The following is a 15,142-nucleotide window of genomic DNA, read 5'->3' as shown; positions in this document are numbered from 1 at the left end:
ATCTGACCTTCCGTCAGATTGCAACGTGTTCTAGTCTGCCGCGCATGGGCATCGGAATCACGCAGGAGCAGCGGGAGTTGGCCGAGGCGATGCGCGGCTGGGTGGCGCGGGTCGTGCCTCCCGAGGAGGTGCGCAAGCTGCTCGACTCCCCGCCGCGGACCGGGGTGCGACCCGGCTACTGGGACGCTCTGGCGGAGTCCGGGCTCCTGGAGCCGCACCTGGAGGGCGGGACCCTGCTCGACCTGGCCGTCGTCGTCGAGGAGGCCGCCCGGGCCGCCCTGCCGGGCGCGTACCTGCCGAGCGCGCTGGCCTCCGTACTGCTCGACCGGGCCGGGGCCGATCCCCTCGCCGGCCGGGTCGGGGCGGTCGCGCTGGAGCCGGGGAGCCTGACCGCCACGGTCACCGAGGGCGGCGGGCACCTGCTCGACGGGCTCGCACCGCCGGTGCTCGGCGCCGGCGAGGCCGATCTGGTGCTGCTCGCCGCGGAGACCGCGCACGGGCCCCGCTGGTTCGCCGTGGACGCCGCCTCGCTGGACATCCGTACGCACGACAGTGCGGATCCGACCCGCCCCACCGCCGAGGTGCGGGCCCGCGGTGCGGTCGTCCCCGCCGGGCGGCTGTTGGAGCTGGACACGGCACTGGTCCGCGACCTCGCCTGCACGCTGTTCGCCGCCGACGCGTGCGGCACCGCCGCCTGGGCCCTGCACACGGCCGCCGAGTACGCCAAGGTGCGCGAGCAGTTCGGTCGGCCCATCGGGCGGTTCCAGGGCGTCAAGCACCTGTGCGCCGACATGCTCGTGCGGCTGGAGCAGGCCCGCGCGCTGGCCTGGGACGCAGCCGGCGCCATGGACGAGCCCGCCGAGGTGCGCTCGCTGGTCGCGGCCCTCGCCGCCGGGACCGCCCTGGACACCGCGTACTCCTGCGCCAAGGACTGCATCCAGATCCTCGGCGGGATCGGCTTCACCTGGGAGCACGATGCCCACATCCATCTGCGGCGGGCCGTCGTCGCCCGCCAGCTTCTCGGGCCCGGCGACGGGCACCGGGTACGGGCCGTGCGGTGCGCGTCGGGCGGTGCGCGACGGGAGCTGCGCCTGGAGCTGCCCGACGAGGCCGAGGCGTACCGCGCGAAGGCCCGCGCCGCCGTCGAGGGCGCGCGCGGCCTCGACCCGGCCGCCGCCCGGCGGGTCCTGGCCCCCACCGGCTACGCGGCGCCCTACCTGCCGCCGCCCTACGGCCTGGGCGCCGGACCCGTGGAGCAGATCGTCGTCCAACAGGAGCTCGCGGCCGCCGGGGTCAAGGTCTCCGACCTCGGCATCGCCACCTGGATCGTGCCCTCCCTGCTGGCCTACGGGACGCAGGCGCAGCGCGACGCCTACGCACTCCCCACCCTGCGCGGGGAGATCAGCTGGTGCCAGCTCTTCTCCGAGCCGGGCGCCGGCTCCGACCTGGCCTCGCTGCGGACCCGGGCGGACCGGCGGGAGGACGGCTCCTGGCTGGTCAACGGGCAGAAGGTGTGGACGAGTTCCGCGCACAGCGCCGACTTCGGGATCCTGCTGGCGCGCACCGACCCGGCGGCGCCCAGGCACAAGGGGCTCGGGTACTTCGTCGTCGACATGAAGAACACCCCCGGGATCGACGTCCGGCCGCTGAAGGAGATCACCGGCGAGGCCCTCTTCAACGAGGTCTACCTCGACGACGTCGAACTCCCGGCGGACGCCCTGGTCGGCGCGGCCGACGACGGCTGGAAGGTGGCCCGCAACACCCTCGGCAACGAACGGGTGCACATGGCCGACCAGATGACCTTCGACACCGGACTGGAGGCGCTCCTCGCGCGCGCCGCCGACCTCGACGGCGCGCAGCGGGCCCGCCTCGGCGCGCTGGCCGCCGAGGCGCACGCCCTGGCCTGCATCGGGCTGCGCACCACGCTCCAGCAGGTGTCGGGGCTGGAGCCGGGCGCGGGCGCCTCCGTGCGCAAACTCGTCCAGACCCCGCACCAGCAGCGGACCGCCGAGTTGGCGCTCGAACTGCTCGGGCCGGCGGGCGCGGTGCAGGAGGAGGCGGGGGAGCGGGCGGTGCACGCCATGCTCATGTCCCGCTGCCTGACCATCGCCGGGGGCACCACGCAGGTCCAGCTCAACGTCGTCGCCGAGCGGATTCTCGGCCTTCCGAGGGACTGAAGGGACACCAGGGGCATGAAGTCGTACATCGTGGGCGTCGGCATGACGAAGTTCGAGAAGCCCGAGTCGCGGGACCGGCAGTACTGGGACATGGCGAAGGAGGCCGGGACCGCGGCGCTCGCGGACGCGGGTGTGGACTACGGGCTGGTGCAGCAGGTGCCGGTGGGCTACTGCTTCCAGGCCTCCACCGCCGGCCAGCGCGCGGCGTACGAGCTGGGGCTGAGCGGGGTGCCGGTCTACAACGTCAACAACAACTGCGCGACGGGATCGACGGCGCTGATGATGGCGCGGCAGTTCGTGGAGGGCGGACTGAGCGACTGCGTGCTGGCGCTGGGCTTCGAGAAGATGAAGCGGGGCGCGCTGGGCGGGGGCGCTGACGGAGGGGACTTCAAGACGTCGCCGGTGGCCCGGCACTACGCGATCATGGCGGCGGGCCACGGCTTCGAGATGTCTCCGCCCACGGCGCAGATCTTCGGCAACGCGGCGCGCGAGCACATGGAGCGGTACGGGACCACGCCCGCGCAGCTCGCGGCGGTCGGCGCGAAGAACCACCGGCACTCGGCGGACAACCCGAACGCGCAGTTCCAGGACGTGTACTCGGTCGAGGAGATCCTGGCGGCGAAGGAGATCCACGCACCGCTGACGAAACTCCAGTGCTCCCCGACCTCGGACGGGGCGGCGGCGGCCCTGGTGGTGTCCGAGCGGTTCCTGGTGGCGCACGGGCTGCACGACAAGGCGGTGGAGATCGTCGGACAGGCCATGACGACGGACACGGAGGAGTCGTTCGCGTCGGGCTCCTGCATCGACGTGGTCGGCAAGCCGATGAGCGCGGCGGCGGCCCGGCAGGCGTACGAGGCGTCCGGGCTCGGCATCGAGGACGTGGACGTGGTGGAGCTGCACGACTGCTTCTCGATCAACGAGCTGCTGACGTACGAGGCGCTGGGCATGTGCGAGGACGGGGCCGCGGGCAAGCTGGTGGAGAGCGGGGCCACGACGTACGGGGGGCGGTGGGTGGTGAATCCCTCGGGCGGGCTCATCTCCAAGGGCCATCCGCTGGGCGCGACGGGGCTGGCGCAGGCGGCGGAACTGGTCTGGCAGCTGCGGGGCGAGGCGGGTGCGCGGCAGGTCGCGGGCGCACGCGTCGGCCTGGCCCACAACATCGGCCTGGGCGGGGCGGCGGTCGTCACGCTGCTGCGCCGCTGACCGCGCCCCCACCGCCCCGCCGCAGCCGCACCCCGGGGCCCGGCCTCGGACACCCCGTTGCCCCCAGACCGACGGGACCCGGCCCCCGGAGCAGGCTCCGGGCACTCAACCAGGGGTGGGGATCAGAGCCGGAAGACGCCGCGCCAGGTCCAGCCGGCGGACAGTACCGCTTCGCGGAGGGGGGCCTTCACCGCCGCGGAGCTGAAGCCGGACTCCGATACCAGGCGCCGCCGGCCCTCGGCGTCCCGCCCGACCTTCCACTGCTTGGAGGTGGAGCTGATCGGCCCGCGGCTGTACCTGAGCCCCGAGCCGTCGACGGACCGCTCGCCACGCTCCGGGCGCTCCCACTTCTCGTCGAGGGCGCGGACCTCGCGGGCCCCGGCGTCCAGCCGCAGCAGCGTGTGGCCGCGCTTCGGATGCCCGGGGCCCGGGGGGATGTGCCACACCGCCACCAGCTGGGCACCCTCCGTCGCGGTGCCCTCCCGGAGGGTGAACGGAGCGTCCGGGCCGGCGAGCGCGAACAGGGCGGCCCGGAGCTCGGCGGCGGGGAGCGGCGGCGTACCGGGTTCGGGGTGCCGGGTGCCGGTCAGTCGGTCGAAGAGGCCCATCGGGCCAGCCTACGAAATCCCCTTCCCGGCCCAGGACTTCCGTGCAGCCGGTTTCAGTTCGCAGCGGCCGTCGGTGCACTGCCTGCGGAGGCGGCCCCGGGAGACGGTCTCGGCCAGCCCGATCGCCCAGCACATCGGGCAGCCGCGCAGCGCGACCAGCCCGACCGGCGCGAGGAGCAGGGTGGCCGGGCCGAAGACCGGGATGAGGGCGAAGGCCGCGATCAGCGCGCCGAAGCCCACTGCGCCCCGCGCCAGGTGCCGCGGCACGGACGCGCTCGCGAAGCCGGATCCGGAGGATCGGGAGGATCGGGAGGATCGGGAGGATCGGGAGGGAGTCGCGGTGTCAGTGGTGGGCACGGGTGTCCCCCAGGGTGTGCTGGAGTGCCGCACGGGCGCGGTGGAGTCGCGACTTCATCGCGGCGGTGCTCAAGCCCAGGGCCTCGGCGGCGGTCCGCCCGCTGTGCCCCTGGACGTCCCGCATGATCAGCACGCGCCGTTGGTCCGCCGGCAGCGCGGCGATGGCCTCCGCCACCCGTCCCGCCTCCAGGCGCCGCAGCACCTCGTCCTCGGCGGACATGACGGCCGTGTCCGGCAGCGGCGGGCGCTCCCTCGGCATCAGCCGGGCGCGGCGCAGGCACTCGTTGCGCACGATGCGGAACATCCACGACGCCAGCGCCCCGGAAGCCCTGAGCATGCCGACCCTGCGGTACAGGATGATCAGCGCTTCCTGGGCCGCGTCCTCGGCGTCCTCGCGCGATGCGCACAAGGAGTGCGCGAAGCGGCGTACGTTCGGATGCGACCCGGCGACCAGCGCAGTGAGCGAATCGAGGTCACCGGCCTGCGCGGCGACCACCAGCGCCTCGCCCGGCCAGTCGGTACGGTCAGCCACGGGCCCGGCCCCGCTTGCGCAGAACGGCGACGGTGCACGCGCAGAGCAGGACGGCCGCGCCGGCGACGGCGAGAGCAGTGATCACGACAACCTCCAGGTCGGGTGCCGACCTCGGCGTCGGCGACATACACAAGAGGCATGGGCACCTCGAAAGGATTCACCCCAGGGCCGGATCGATCACCGTCTCGCCCGTCGAGGCCCGGCGGATCGCCTCCGCCAGGGCCTCCACCCGGTCGTCCCGCAGGACCAGCCCCGCCGCGCCGGCGGCGAGCGCGGCCTCCCGCAGACCCGGGCGCGCCGAGCCCGTCAGGACCAGGATCCGGCACTCCGGATCGTCCTCCAGCAGGGCGGTCACCGCCGCGAGATCCTCCACCAGAGCCACCTCGGGGCGGGCCGCCGCGTCCCGTACGACGTCGATGTCCGGCTGGAGGCCGAGCTGGAGCGCCAGAGCCGGATTATGCGGTTCCAGGAGGACCCGCAGGGTGCGGGTCCGGCGGTGTTCCACGGGCATTTCGTCCACCGGCAAAGCCTATCTGACGGGCAGTCAAGAGTCTTCCCAAGTGCCGGGGCGTGCGTTATACATTCCCTCACCGGCCGAGCCTAGAACGCGTTCTAGAACCGGTCGCCCCGCAAACGACCTCGGTGCGGCCGACGGTGCGGACGGCCGCGCCGAGGTCTTCCAGGGCAGCGATTTTCCCGCCACACCGACGACAGGGAGCCGCATCCTCATGCCGATCGACGCCGCCAGGGCACTCGCCGCAGACCCCCGCCAAGGGGACATCGGCTGGGACCACAAGGACATCCAGCTCTACCACCTCGGCCTCGGCGCGGGCCTGCCGGCCACCGACCCGGAGGAGCTGCGCTACACCCTCGAATCCAAGCTCCACGTCCTGCCCAGCTTCGCGACCGTCGCCGGAGCCGGCATGGCCATGCTCGGCGGCCTCGCCGCCCCCGGCATCGAGGTCGACCTCGCCCACGTCCTGCACGGCGGCCACTCCATCGAGCTGCACCGGCCCATTCCCGTCAAGGGGCGGGCCACCTCCAGCTCCAAGGTCGCCGCCGTCTACGACAAGGGCAAGGCGGCCGTGATCGTGCTGCGCTCCGAGGTCGCCGACGCCGACGGACCGCTGTGGACCAGTGACGCGCAGATCTTCGTACGCGGAGAGGGCGGCTTCGGCGGCGAGCGCGGGCCCTCCGTCAAGGGGGAGCTGCCCGGGCGGGACCCCGACCGGGTCGAGGAGCGGCACGTCCGCGAGGACCAGGGCCTGCTCTACCGCCTCTCCGGCGACTGGAACCCCCTGCACGCCGATCCCGAGTTCGCCAAGCTCGCCGGCTTCGACAGGCCGATCCTGCACGGCCTGTGCTCGTACGGCATGACCCTCAAGGCCGTCGTCGACACGGCCCTCGGCGGGGACGTCTCCCGGGTCCGCACCTATCGCACGCGCTTCGCCGGGATCGTCTTCCCGGGCGAGACGCTGCGCATCCGGATGTGGCAGGAGACCGGCCGCGTCCTGGTGTCGGTGACCGCCGTCGAACGGGACGACGCGCCGGTCCTCGCCGACACCGTCGTCGAACACTCGTAGCACCCACTAAGGAGCCGCACCGTGCGCGCAGCACTGCAGAGCGAGATCGGCCAGGACAAGCTGGAAGTCGTCGACGACATGGAAGCCGTGGGCTTCGGCCCCGGCAAGGTCAGGATCCGGGTCAGGGCCACCGGCCTGTGCCACTCGGACCTGTCCGCCATGAGCGGTGTCCTGCCGCAGCCCGCCCCCTTCGTCCCGGGTCACGAGGGATCCGGCGTGATCACCGACGTCGGCGACGGCGTCACCGGCCACGCGATCGGCGACCGCGTCCTCGTCTGCTGGCTGCCGCCCTGCGGTCACTGTCCCTCCTGCAGGCGCGGCCAGGGCCACCTGTGCCTGGAGGCGTTCGGGAACGTCGCCACCCCCAACTTCAAGCGGGCCACGGGCGACGTCTTCGGCTTCGCCGGCACCGGCACCTTCTCCGAAGAGATGGTGGTCCCCGCCGCCTGCGCGATCCCGATCCCCGACGACCTCCCCTTCGACATCGCGGCACTGATCGGCTGTGGCGTCACCACCGGCCTCGGAGCGGCCGTCAACACCGCCAGGGTGGAGGCCGGCTCCTGCGTCGCCGTCATCGGCTGCGGCGGCGTCGGCATATCCGTCATCCAGGGAGCCAAGGTGCAGGGCGCTGCCCAGATCATCGCCGTGGACCCGGTCGAGTCCCGCCGCGAGGCGGCCCTGCGCTTCGGAGCCACCGAGGCGGTCGCCCCGGAGGAGTTCGCCGACGCCAGGCACCGGATCACCGCCGGCGAGGGCTTCGACTACGTCTTCGAGGTCGTCGGCAAGTCCGCGACGGTGCAGAAGGCGTACGAGATGACACGGCGCGGCGGGTCGGTCGTCGTGGTCGGGGCCGGCGCTCTCGACGACGACTTCCGGATCAACATGTTCTCGCTCTTCTTCGACGAGAAGAAGATCCTGCCGTCGATGTACGGCGGCGGTGACGTGCTGCGCTCCTACGAGCGCACCATCTCCCTGTGGCGGGCCGGCCGCATCGACCTGGCCAACCTGATCACGCACCGGGTGAGCCTGGCGGAGGTCAACGACGCCCTGGACCAGATGCGCACCGGCGTCGCCCTGCGCACCTGTATCGAACTCTGACCCGGCCGCCGGCCCTTCCCGGCCGCCCCGATCGCCGACCCGTTCTGCAGATCCGTTCCGCCGATCCGATCTCCGAGGGGAACCGTACGGATGTCACTGCCACTTGAGGGACTCTCCGCCATCGTCACGGGGGCAGGCCGCGGGCTCGGCCGGGCCGAGGCGATCGAACTCGCGCGGCTGGGTGCGAGCGTGGTCGTCAACGACTTCGGCCAGCCCGGCCGGGACGGCTCGGGGGAGGCCTCGGCCGCCCCGGCCCAGGAGGTGGCCGAGGAGATCCGCGCCGCGGGCGGGCGGGCCGTCGCCCATCTCGGCGACGTGGCCGACTTCGAGCAGGCCCGTGAGCTGGTCGAGCTGGCCGTCGACCACTACGGGAAGCTCGACATCCTGGTCAACAACGCGGGCATCCTGCGCGACCGGATGGTCTTCTCGATGTCGGAGGAGGAATGGGACGCGGTGATCCGGGTCCACCTCAAGGGCCACTTCAACACCACCCGCTTCGCGTCCGCCCACTGGCGCGAACGGTCCAAGGCGGCCGGCGGCCCGGTCTACGGCCGGATCGTCAACACCTCCTCCGAGGCCTTCCTCGGCGGCTCGGCCGGCCAGCCGAACTACGCCGCGGCCAAGGGCGGCATCGTGGGGCTGACGACCTCGACCGCCCTGGCCCTGGCCAAGTACGGGGTGACGGCCAACGCCATCTGCCCGCGTGCCCGCACCCGTATGACGGAGGACGTCTTCGCCGGCTTCGAGGTCCCCGAGGACGGCACGCTGGACGCCCTCGCCCCCGAGCACGTGGCCCCGCTCGTCGGCTACCTGGCCTCACCCGCCTCCGCCAGGGCCAACGGGCAGCTCTTCGTCGTGCACGGCGGCATCGTCGTCGTCATGGAACGCCCCAGGGTGGCGGCGAAGTTCGACACGGGCAAGGAGTCCTTCTCCTACGAGGAGCTCGACCAGGCCCTCACCCCGCACTACGACTCCCGCCCGGCGAACGAGACCTTCGCCGCGCCGGAGGTCCTCGGCCTCAGGCACGGCTGAGCCGCCGCCGAACTTGCCGCCTACTGCCGCCCCGCCAGGGGGGCCTGCTGGAGCGGGACCGGGCGGGGCGACGCCGGGGGCTGCCGGTCCGGGCGGACCGGCGGGGGAGGGGAGGCGGGAAGGCTCATCCCGACGATCCCGCAGGGCGCCTCCGCCGTCGTGCACGGCAGGTGCAGGCGGCCCTGCGGGCTCCACATCCCCGCCCCGCCCAGCCACCCCGTCGGGGCGGCCAGCCGGAAGACACGCCGGTCGGCGGGACGCCACAGGCCGATGTCCCCCTCGGGCAGCCACAGCGCCACCCCGCAGCTCTCCGGCATCAGGGCCTGGCCGGGCTGGAGCGCGAAGGGCAGTGCTTCCCCGAGCCGCAGACACTCCGGGAAGCGGACGGGGCGGGAGCTGCCCAGCACCCCCCAGCCCAGGCGCGGTTCGCCCGGGGCGTCGGAGCGGATCAGCAGCAGCCCGCTGTCGGGCTCGGCCCGCAGCAGCCGGTCGTCGCTGTCCTCGGTGATCTGCAGCAGCGGTGAGACCTCTCCGTCACGTCCCAGGTCCACGGCGACGGCTTTGACGGTGCCGTCCAGCTCGCGGTCCAGCGCCAGCAGCCGGCCCGTCCGGTCGAGCCACACGCCACCCGAGCAGCGTCCCGGGATCCGGGCCACCGGCTGCGGCCCGAACGCGCACCCGGCCACCTGCCACAGCGTGGTCACGGTGTCCGACGCGGCCACGGCGAAGGCACTGGAGCCGTCCGGGGCCGGCGGGAGCAGGAAGACCCGTACGCCCTCCTCCGCGTCCACCCCGCCCAGCCGGAGCTCCCCGGTGCGCGGCCCGGCCGCGGCGCCCGTCGGGTAGAGCAGGGAGAAGGCGTGGCGGTCCGCGACCCGCCGGTGGATCAGCACGCGCCCGTCGGACAGCGGGAGGAGCCCGCTGTCGGCCTCCTCGGGCTGGGCGAGGGGCAGCGGCACCGCGTACGGCTCGGGACCGGCCAGGGTCCAGCGCTCCGCGTAGCGCGCCTCGCCCTCTCCGGCGAGCCGGGCGGCGTACGACCCGTCCGCGGAGATCGCGAACGGGGCCGTGGTCGTCATCTCGATGGCACAGACAGTCATCCGGGCCGTCACCTCCGGTGAGGAAGCTAGTTTTCGGGATTCCTGCCGAACAACACGACCAAGGCGGCTTCACACGTAAGGGTGTCCGGGCGGCGATTCGTCGGTGAGGGGCGGCGCGATTGTGCTGTCCGACATCGAAAGGCAGGCACCGCGGCCGTCGGGCGGGCAGCTCCACCAGGACCGGCGCTGACCGGGCCGGGCGCCACGGACGGTAGCCTTGGCCCGTGCCCCGTCTCTCTGAAGTCATCGCCGCGCTGGACGCTCTCTGGCCCCCCTCGCGGGCCGAGCAGTGGGACGCGGTCGGAACCGTTTGCGGCGAACCCGAAGCCGAGGTCACCCGGGTCCTGTTCGCGGTGGACCCCGTCCAGGAGATCGCCGACGAAGCCGTGGAGCTGGGGGCCGACCTGATCGTCACCCACCACCCCCTGTACCTGCGCGGTACCACCACGGTCGAGGCCGGCACCTTCAAGGGCCGCGTCGTGCACACGCTGATCAAGAACGACATCGCGCTGCACGTCGCCCACACCAACGCCGACACCGCCGACCCGGGCGTCTCCGACGCCCTCGCCGGCGCCCTGGACCTGCGGATCACCGGTCCGCTGGTGCCGGACCCGACCGACCCGGAGGGCCGCCGAGGCCTCGGCCGGATCTGCGAGCTGGACCGCCCCGAGCCCCTGCGCGAGTTCGCCGCCCGCTGCGCCGCGTGGCTGCCGCCGACCGCCCAGGGCATCCGGGTCGCCGGCGACCCGGACGCCATGATCCGGCGCGTCGCCGTCAGCGGCGGCTCCGGCGACAGCCTCCTCGCCGAGGTCCGCGCCGCCGGCGTGGACGCCTTCGTGACCGCCGACCTGCGTCACCACCCGGTGTCCGAGGCCCGCGAGCAGAGCCCACTGGCCCTCGTCGACGCGGCTCACTGGGCCACCGAGTGGCCCTGGTGCGAGCAGGCCGCCGCGCAGCTCGACGCGATCTCCGAGCGCCACGGCTGGGGTCTGCGCACCCACGTCTCGCGCACGGTCACCGACCCGTGGACGGCGCACGCGCCGTCCGTCGTCTCTTCAACTCCCTCATCTATCTCAGGAGCCCCCAACTGAACGCCGAGCCCGCCGACCAGATCCGACTTCTCGATGTCCAGGCGCTGGACGTCCGGCTGTCTCAGCTCGCCCACAAGCGCACGTCGCTGCCCGAGCACGCCGAGCTCGACACGCTCACCAAGGACCTGACGCAGCAGCGCGACCTGCTGGTCGCCGCCCAGACCCAGGCGAGCGACACGGCACGCGAGCAGACCAAGGCGGAGCAGGACGTCGACCAGGTGCGCCAGCGCGCGGTCCGCGACCAGCAGCGGCTGGACTCCGGCGTGGGCATCTCGGCCCGGGACCTGGCGAACCTGCAGAGCGAGGTCGTCTCCCTCGCCAAGCGCCAGGGCGACCTGGAGGACGTGGTCCTGGAGGTCATGGAGCGGCTGGAGGCCGCGCAGGAGCGCGTCTCCGAGCTCACCGGACGGGTCTCCGCGCTGGAGGCCAAGGTGGCCGACGCCACCGCCCGCCGTGACGCGGCCACCGCCGAGATCGACACCGAGGCCGCCAAGGTCACCAAGGACCGCGAGGTGATCGTCACCTCGATGCCGGGCGACCTGATGGCCCTGTACGAGAAGATCCGCGTCAAGCAGGGCGGGGTGGGCGCCGCGCGCCTCTACCAGCGCCGCTGCGAAGGCTGCCGGCTGGAGCTCGACATGGCCGAGGTCAACGAGATCAAGGCCGCGGCCCGCGACCAGGTCGTCCGGCACGAGAACTGCGGCCGCATCCTGGTCCGTACGGCCGACTCGGGCATCTGATGCCGCGTTTCGTCGTCGAGGCCGACGGCGGGTCCCGGGGCAACCCGGGGCCGGCCGGCTACGGCGCCGTCGTCCTCGACCCGGCCTCGGGCGAGACGCTGGCCGAGCGCGCCGAGTTCATCGGCGTCGCGACGAACAACGTGGCGGAGTACAAGGGCCTGATCGCCGGGCTCACGGCCGCCCGTGACCTCGCGTCCGACGCGGTGGTCCTGGTCCGGATGGACTCCAAACTCGTCGTCGAGCAGATGTCGGGCCGCTGGAAGATCAAGCACCCGGACATGAAGCCGCTCGCGGCCGAGGCCGCGCGGATCCTGCCCCGCGCGCAGGTGACGTACGAGTGGATCCCGCGCGAGCGGAACAAGCACGCGGACCGGCTCGCCAACGAGGCGATGGACGCGGGCAAGCGCGGCGGGCAGTGGGAGCCGTCAGCCTCCTCCGCCGCCCTCGACGCGTCCGCCGCCCGGTCCCTGGCCACCCCGCCGCCGTCCGGCCCGCCCGGGGACGCCGCCGCGGGCGCCGCAGCGGCGCGCGCCGCCCTGGCGGCCTCCCGGGGCGGCACGGACACCGCCGCCGCGCCCGCTTCCTCCTCTGTGCCGGTCGCCGTGTCGGCGCCCGCGGAGGCCGGCGCCGACACGGGCGGACCGCTCGTCGCGACGGCACCGCCCGCCGCCGCGCCCGCGGGCGGCCAGGGCTGGGCGCCCGACATGGGCGCCCCGGCCACCTTCGTGCTGCTGCGCCACGGCGAGACCGCGCTCACCCCCCAGAAGCGGTTCTCCGGAAGCGGGGGGAGCGACCCCGAGCTGTCCCCGGCCGGCCGTCGCCAGGCGGCGGCCGTCGCGGAGGCGCTCGCCGCCCGTGGCACCGTGCAGGCGGTCGTCAGCTCCCCGCTGCTCCGCTGCCGCGAGACCGCCCGGGCCGTCGCCGACCGCCTCGGACTCGACGTGAGCGTCGAACAGGGCCTGCGCGAGGTGGACTTCGGTGCCTGGGAGGGCCTGACCTTCGCCGAGGTGCAGGAACGCTTCCCGGAGGACCTCCAGGCCTGGCTGGACTCCCCGAAGGCCGCCCCCACCGGCGGCGGGGAGAGCTTCGCGGCCGCCGCCCGCAGGATCTCGGCCACCCGTGACCGGCTGCTGGCCGCCCACGCGGGGCGGACCGTCCTGCTGGTCACCCATGTGACCCCGGTCAAAACCCTGGTCCGCCTGGCCCTCGGGGCACCGCCGGAGTCGCTGTTCCGGATGGAGCTCTCGGCGGCCTCCCTCTCGGCGGTGGCCTACTACGCCGACGGCAACGCCTCGGTCCGCCTGCTGAACGACACCTCGCACCTGCGGTAGGCCCGGCCGACGGATCCCGCCCCGCCAGGCCCCCGGCCGAGCCGGATCCTTGCGGTGCGTGTGGTGCGGGTGGTGAAGGCGGTGCGCGGTGCCGCCGAGGAGACATTCCGGCGGGGCACCGCCGGAACCTGGCGGGTGCCGTCCCACGGCAGCCGGCAACCCCGGCGGGAGCCGAAGGGTGCGGGTCGAGAACCGCGTCCCCGAACGGGAGCGGAAGCGGCAGACGAGCCGGCCTGTACGCCGGGTTCTGTCGCCCGGAGACCTCGCGGTCGCCGGGGAGACGGCCATCCATCTAGGACCGGCGTTGCCGCCGGCCTCGTGCGGTCTACCCGCGAACTCGGGCGGGCAGCCCTCAAGCGTTCGCGCAGACCCGTCCGGGGACGGATCCTCTTGACCTTGCTCCAGGTGGGGTTTACCTAGCCGCCTGGGTCACCCCAGGCGCTGGTGGTCTCTTACACCACCGTTTCACCCTTACCGGGGGCCGAAGCCCCTGGCGGTCTGTTTTCTGTGGCACTGTCCCGCGGGTCACCCCGGGTGGGCGTTACCCACCACCCTGCCCTGTGGAGCCCGGACGTTCCTCGGCGGGATCCGAAGATCCCGACGCGGCCGCCCGGCCGACTCGTCTGCCGTGGCGACCATGGTACCGGCTGTGTCATCGCCGCTTGACCTTGCCGCGACGGCAAGGTTTCTACTGGGGTCATGCGGATCGGAGAGATCGCCGCGGTCGTCGGGGTCACCACCCGGGCGATCCGGCACTACCACCATGTCGGGCTGCTCCCGGAACCGGAGCGGCGCCCCAACGGCTACCGGGCCTACACCGTCCGGGACGCCGTCCTGCTGGCCCGCGTACGGCGGCTCACCGAGCTCGGCCTCAGCCTCGACGAGGTGCGCGACGTCCTCGCGGACGACGCCGGGCGCGACCTGGCGGACGTCCTGGAGGAGCTCGACGCCGACCTCGCCCGGCAGGAGTCCGAGATCAAGGAACGGCGCCGACGGCTCGCGGTGCTCCTGGCCGCCGGGCCGGGGGAGGGCGAGCCGATGTCGCCCGCGCTCGCCGGGCTACTGGCGAAGGCGCCGCGCACGACCTCGCCGTCCGCGGCGAAGGACCGCGAACACCTGACGCTCCTCGACGCGTCGGGCGCGGGCGGCGAGGAGGTCTACGCCGCGCTCGGACCGCTGGCCGCCGACCCCGGGGTGCTCGCCCTGTACGAGCGGCTGGACGAACTCGCCGACGCCTGCGCGGACGACCCACGGATCCCGGGCCTGGCCGCGGAGCTGGTGGCCGTGGTCCCCGACGAGGTGTTCGCCGCGATCCCCCGGAACGGGGCGGTCGTGGCCGGGTTCCAGGAGGCGCTGCTCGCCGAGTACGCGCCCGCGCAGGCGGAGGTCGTCCGCCGCGTCATGCAGGCCTTCATCGAGCGGGGGCGCCGATGATCCGCGCCGTACGGGCGGCGCGGATCGCGGCGGCCGCTGTCCTGCCGGCCGAGCTGGTGCTCGTGGTGTGCCGGGCGGCCGGGGTGCGGCTGCCCACGCCGGCCCTGGCCGCGGCCGGAGCCGGCGTGTTCGCGGTGCTCCTGCTCCAGATAGGGGTGCTGCGCGGGCTGTACGCCGCCGCCCGGGCCGCCGGCGGGGAACCCCGGGCCGCCCTGCGGACGGCGGTCCGGGCCATGGTCCCGGTCCAGGTGCGGCGGCTGCTGCGGCACGAGCTGCGCGCCGGAGCCTCCCTCGGCCGGTGGGTCCTGCGCAGGAAGCACGGGGTGCGGCACGGCGACCTCGCCGCCGCGTACACCGGGCCGCAGACGGCCATGATGTACGGGATGGTCTTCGTGTCGGTGGTCGAGACCGTGGCGCTGGCCCTCCTCATCCCCTGGCCGGCGGTCCACCGGGCGGTGCTCGTGCTGGACGTGTACGGGATCGTGCTGGTGATCGCCCTGCACGCCGCCTGCGTCACCCGACCGCACGTGGTCGGTGCCGACGGCTCGTTGCGGATCCGCTACGGCGCCCTCTTCGACCTCGTCGTCCCGCCGGACGCGGTGGCCTCGGTACGGGTGGAGCGCCGCTATCCGGAGGGGCGGCTGGTCACGGTCTCCGACGACGGGGTGCTCGACCTCATCGTCGGCAGTCAGACCACGGTGACCCTGGAGCTGAGCCGCCCGCTCGCCTTCACCCGCCCGCTCGGCGCCCGCGGATCGGCCACCACCGTCCGCTTCCACGCGGACGACCCCGGCACCCTGGTCTCGGCCCTGCGCCGGCCGGCATAGGGCGGGGCGGGACCGGCGGGCGTCTACCC

15 protein-coding genes and 1 other RNA gene are annotated in these 15,142 nt (G+C 73.8%); 10 read left to right on the top strand and 6 right to left on the bottom strand.

Annotated elements, in window-relative coordinates; all coding sequences use genetic code 11:
• Window positions 1–44: 44 nt before the first annotated feature.
• Together R4Z63_RS09375 and R4Z63_RS09370 are read left to right on the top strand one after the other, a co-directional pair.
• Complete coding sequence (locus R4Z63_RS09375) at window positions 45–2,177, top strand: acyl-CoA dehydrogenase family protein (RefSeq protein ID WP_384452386.1); 2,133 nt, start codon at window positions 45–47, stop codon at window positions 2,175–2,177.
• A gap of 15 nt (window positions 2,178–2,192) precedes the next feature.
• On the top strand, window positions 2,193–3,380 hold the full coding sequence (locus tag R4Z63_RS09370) for a lipid-transfer protein (protein ID WP_037927366.1): 1,188 nt from the start codon (window positions 2,193–2,195) through the stop codon (window positions 3,378–3,380).
• Window positions 3,381–3,502: 122 nt separating this feature from the next.
• Here R4Z63_RS09370 and R4Z63_RS09365 read toward each other — a convergent pair whose 3' ends face one another.
• The 4 genes from R4Z63_RS09365 to R4Z63_RS09350 all read right to left on the bottom strand — a co-directional run bounded on the left by R4Z63_RS09365 (window position 3,503) and on the right by R4Z63_RS09350 (window position 5,388).
• Window positions 3,503–3,988, bottom strand: coding sequence for a hypothetical protein (locus R4Z63_RS09365; RefSeq protein ID WP_384452390.1), 486 nt, complete (start codon window positions 3,986–3,988; stop codon window positions 3,503–3,505).
• Window positions 3,989–3,997: 9 nt separating this feature from the next.
• Window positions 3,998–4,255 carry a hypothetical protein gene (locus R4Z63_RS09360; protein WP_037927362.1) on the bottom strand — a complete coding sequence of 86 codons (258 nt, stop codon included), beginning with the start codon at window positions 4,253–4,255 and terminating at the stop codon, window positions 3,998–4,000.
• A gap of 76 nt (window positions 4,256–4,331) precedes the next feature.
• Entirely contained in the window at window positions 4,332–4,877 is a 546-nt protein-coding gene (locus R4Z63_RS09355; protein ID WP_384452392.1) for an RNA polymerase sigma factor, read from the bottom strand.
• A 157-nt stretch (window positions 4,878–5,034) separates the two neighbouring features.
• On the bottom strand, window positions 5,035–5,388 hold the full coding sequence (locus R4Z63_RS09350) for a response regulator (protein ID WP_236647822.1): 354 nt from the start codon (window positions 5,386–5,388) through the stop codon (window positions 5,035–5,037).
• A 217-nt stretch (window positions 5,389–5,605) separates the two neighbouring features.
• Between R4Z63_RS09350 and R4Z63_RS09345 the strand changes: the two genes are divergently transcribed.
• The 3 genes from R4Z63_RS09345 to R4Z63_RS09335 all read left to right on the top strand — a co-directional run bounded on the left by R4Z63_RS09345 (window position 5,606) and on the right by R4Z63_RS09335 (window position 8,590).
• Complete coding sequence (locus R4Z63_RS09345) at window positions 5,606–6,460, top strand: MaoC/PaaZ C-terminal domain-containing protein (protein WP_384452395.1); 855 nt, start codon at window positions 5,606–5,608, stop codon at window positions 6,458–6,460.
• A 21-nt stretch (window positions 6,461–6,481) separates the two neighbouring features.
• Complete coding sequence (locus tag R4Z63_RS09340; protein WP_384452398.1) at window positions 6,482–7,558, top strand: Zn-dependent alcohol dehydrogenase; 1,077 nt, start codon at window positions 6,482–6,484, stop codon at window positions 7,556–7,558.
• Between the two features lie 90 nt (window positions 7,559–7,648).
• Window positions 7,649–8,590: a 3-oxoacyl-ACP reductase gene (locus R4Z63_RS09335; RefSeq protein ID WP_384452401.1), complete on the top strand. Its 942-nt coding sequence runs from the start codon at window positions 7,649–7,651 to the stop codon at window positions 8,588–8,590.
• 20 nt (window positions 8,591–8,610) lie between these two features.
• Here R4Z63_RS09335 and R4Z63_RS09330 read toward each other — a convergent pair whose 3' ends face one another.
• On the bottom strand, window positions 8,611–9,690 hold the full coding sequence (locus R4Z63_RS09330) for a hypothetical protein (RefSeq protein ID WP_384452404.1): 1,080 nt from the start codon (window positions 9,688–9,690) through the stop codon (window positions 8,611–8,613).
• Between the two features lie 224 nt (window positions 9,691–9,914).
• Here R4Z63_RS09330 and R4Z63_RS09325 point away from each other — a divergent pair, with 224 nt between their 5' ends.
• The 3 genes from R4Z63_RS09325 to R4Z63_RS09315 are packed head-to-tail and all read left to right on the top strand — an operon-like array spanning window position 9,915 to window position 12,852.
• Window positions 9,915–10,781 carry a Nif3-like dinuclear metal center hexameric protein gene (locus R4Z63_RS09325; RefSeq protein WP_078556970.1) on the top strand — a complete coding sequence of 289 codons (867 nt, stop codon included), beginning with the start codon at window positions 9,915–9,917 and terminating at the stop codon, window positions 10,779–10,781.
• Window positions 10,778–11,521 carry a zinc ribbon domain-containing protein gene (locus tag R4Z63_RS09320; protein WP_201773415.1) on the top strand — a complete coding sequence of 248 codons (744 nt, stop codon included), beginning with the start codon at window positions 10,778–10,780 and terminating at the stop codon, window positions 11,519–11,521. Before R4Z63_RS09325 ends, R4Z63_RS09320 begins: the two co-directional genes overlap by 4 nt.
• The gene (locus tag R4Z63_RS09315) at window positions 11,521–12,852 is read left to right on the top strand and encodes a bifunctional RNase H/acid phosphatase (protein ID WP_384452409.1); all 1,332 of its coding nucleotides are present in this window, start codon (window positions 11,521–11,523) and stop codon (window positions 12,850–12,852) included. Before R4Z63_RS09320 ends, R4Z63_RS09315 begins: the two co-directional genes overlap by 1 nt.
• A 220-nt stretch (window positions 12,853–13,072) precedes the next feature.
• Here the strand turns inward: R4Z63_RS09315 and rnpB are convergent.
• An RNA gene (gene rnpB / locus R4Z63_RS09310) (RNase P RNA component class A) lies at window positions 13,073–13,474 on the bottom strand.
• Window positions 13,475–13,551: 77 nt separating this feature from the next.
• Here rnpB and R4Z63_RS09305 point away from each other — a divergent pair.
• Both R4Z63_RS09305 and R4Z63_RS09300 read left to right on the top strand, forming a co-directional pair.
• On the top strand, window positions 13,552–14,286 hold the full coding sequence (locus R4Z63_RS09305; RefSeq protein ID WP_384452412.1) for a MerR family transcriptional regulator: 735 nt from the start codon (window positions 13,552–13,554) through the stop codon (window positions 14,284–14,286).
• Window positions 14,283–15,113 carry a hypothetical protein gene (locus tag R4Z63_RS09300; RefSeq protein ID WP_384452415.1) on the top strand — a complete coding sequence of 277 codons (831 nt, stop codon included), beginning with the start codon at window positions 14,283–14,285 and terminating at the stop codon, window positions 15,111–15,113. The genes R4Z63_RS09305 and R4Z63_RS09300 overlap by 4 nt, the downstream gene beginning before the upstream one ends.
• Window positions 15,114–15,142: the final 29 nt, after the last annotated feature.

It is taken from the genome of Streptomyces sp. PL-29, from assembly GCF_058344425.1.
This window is presented reverse-complemented; position numbering and strand designations above follow the sequence as displayed.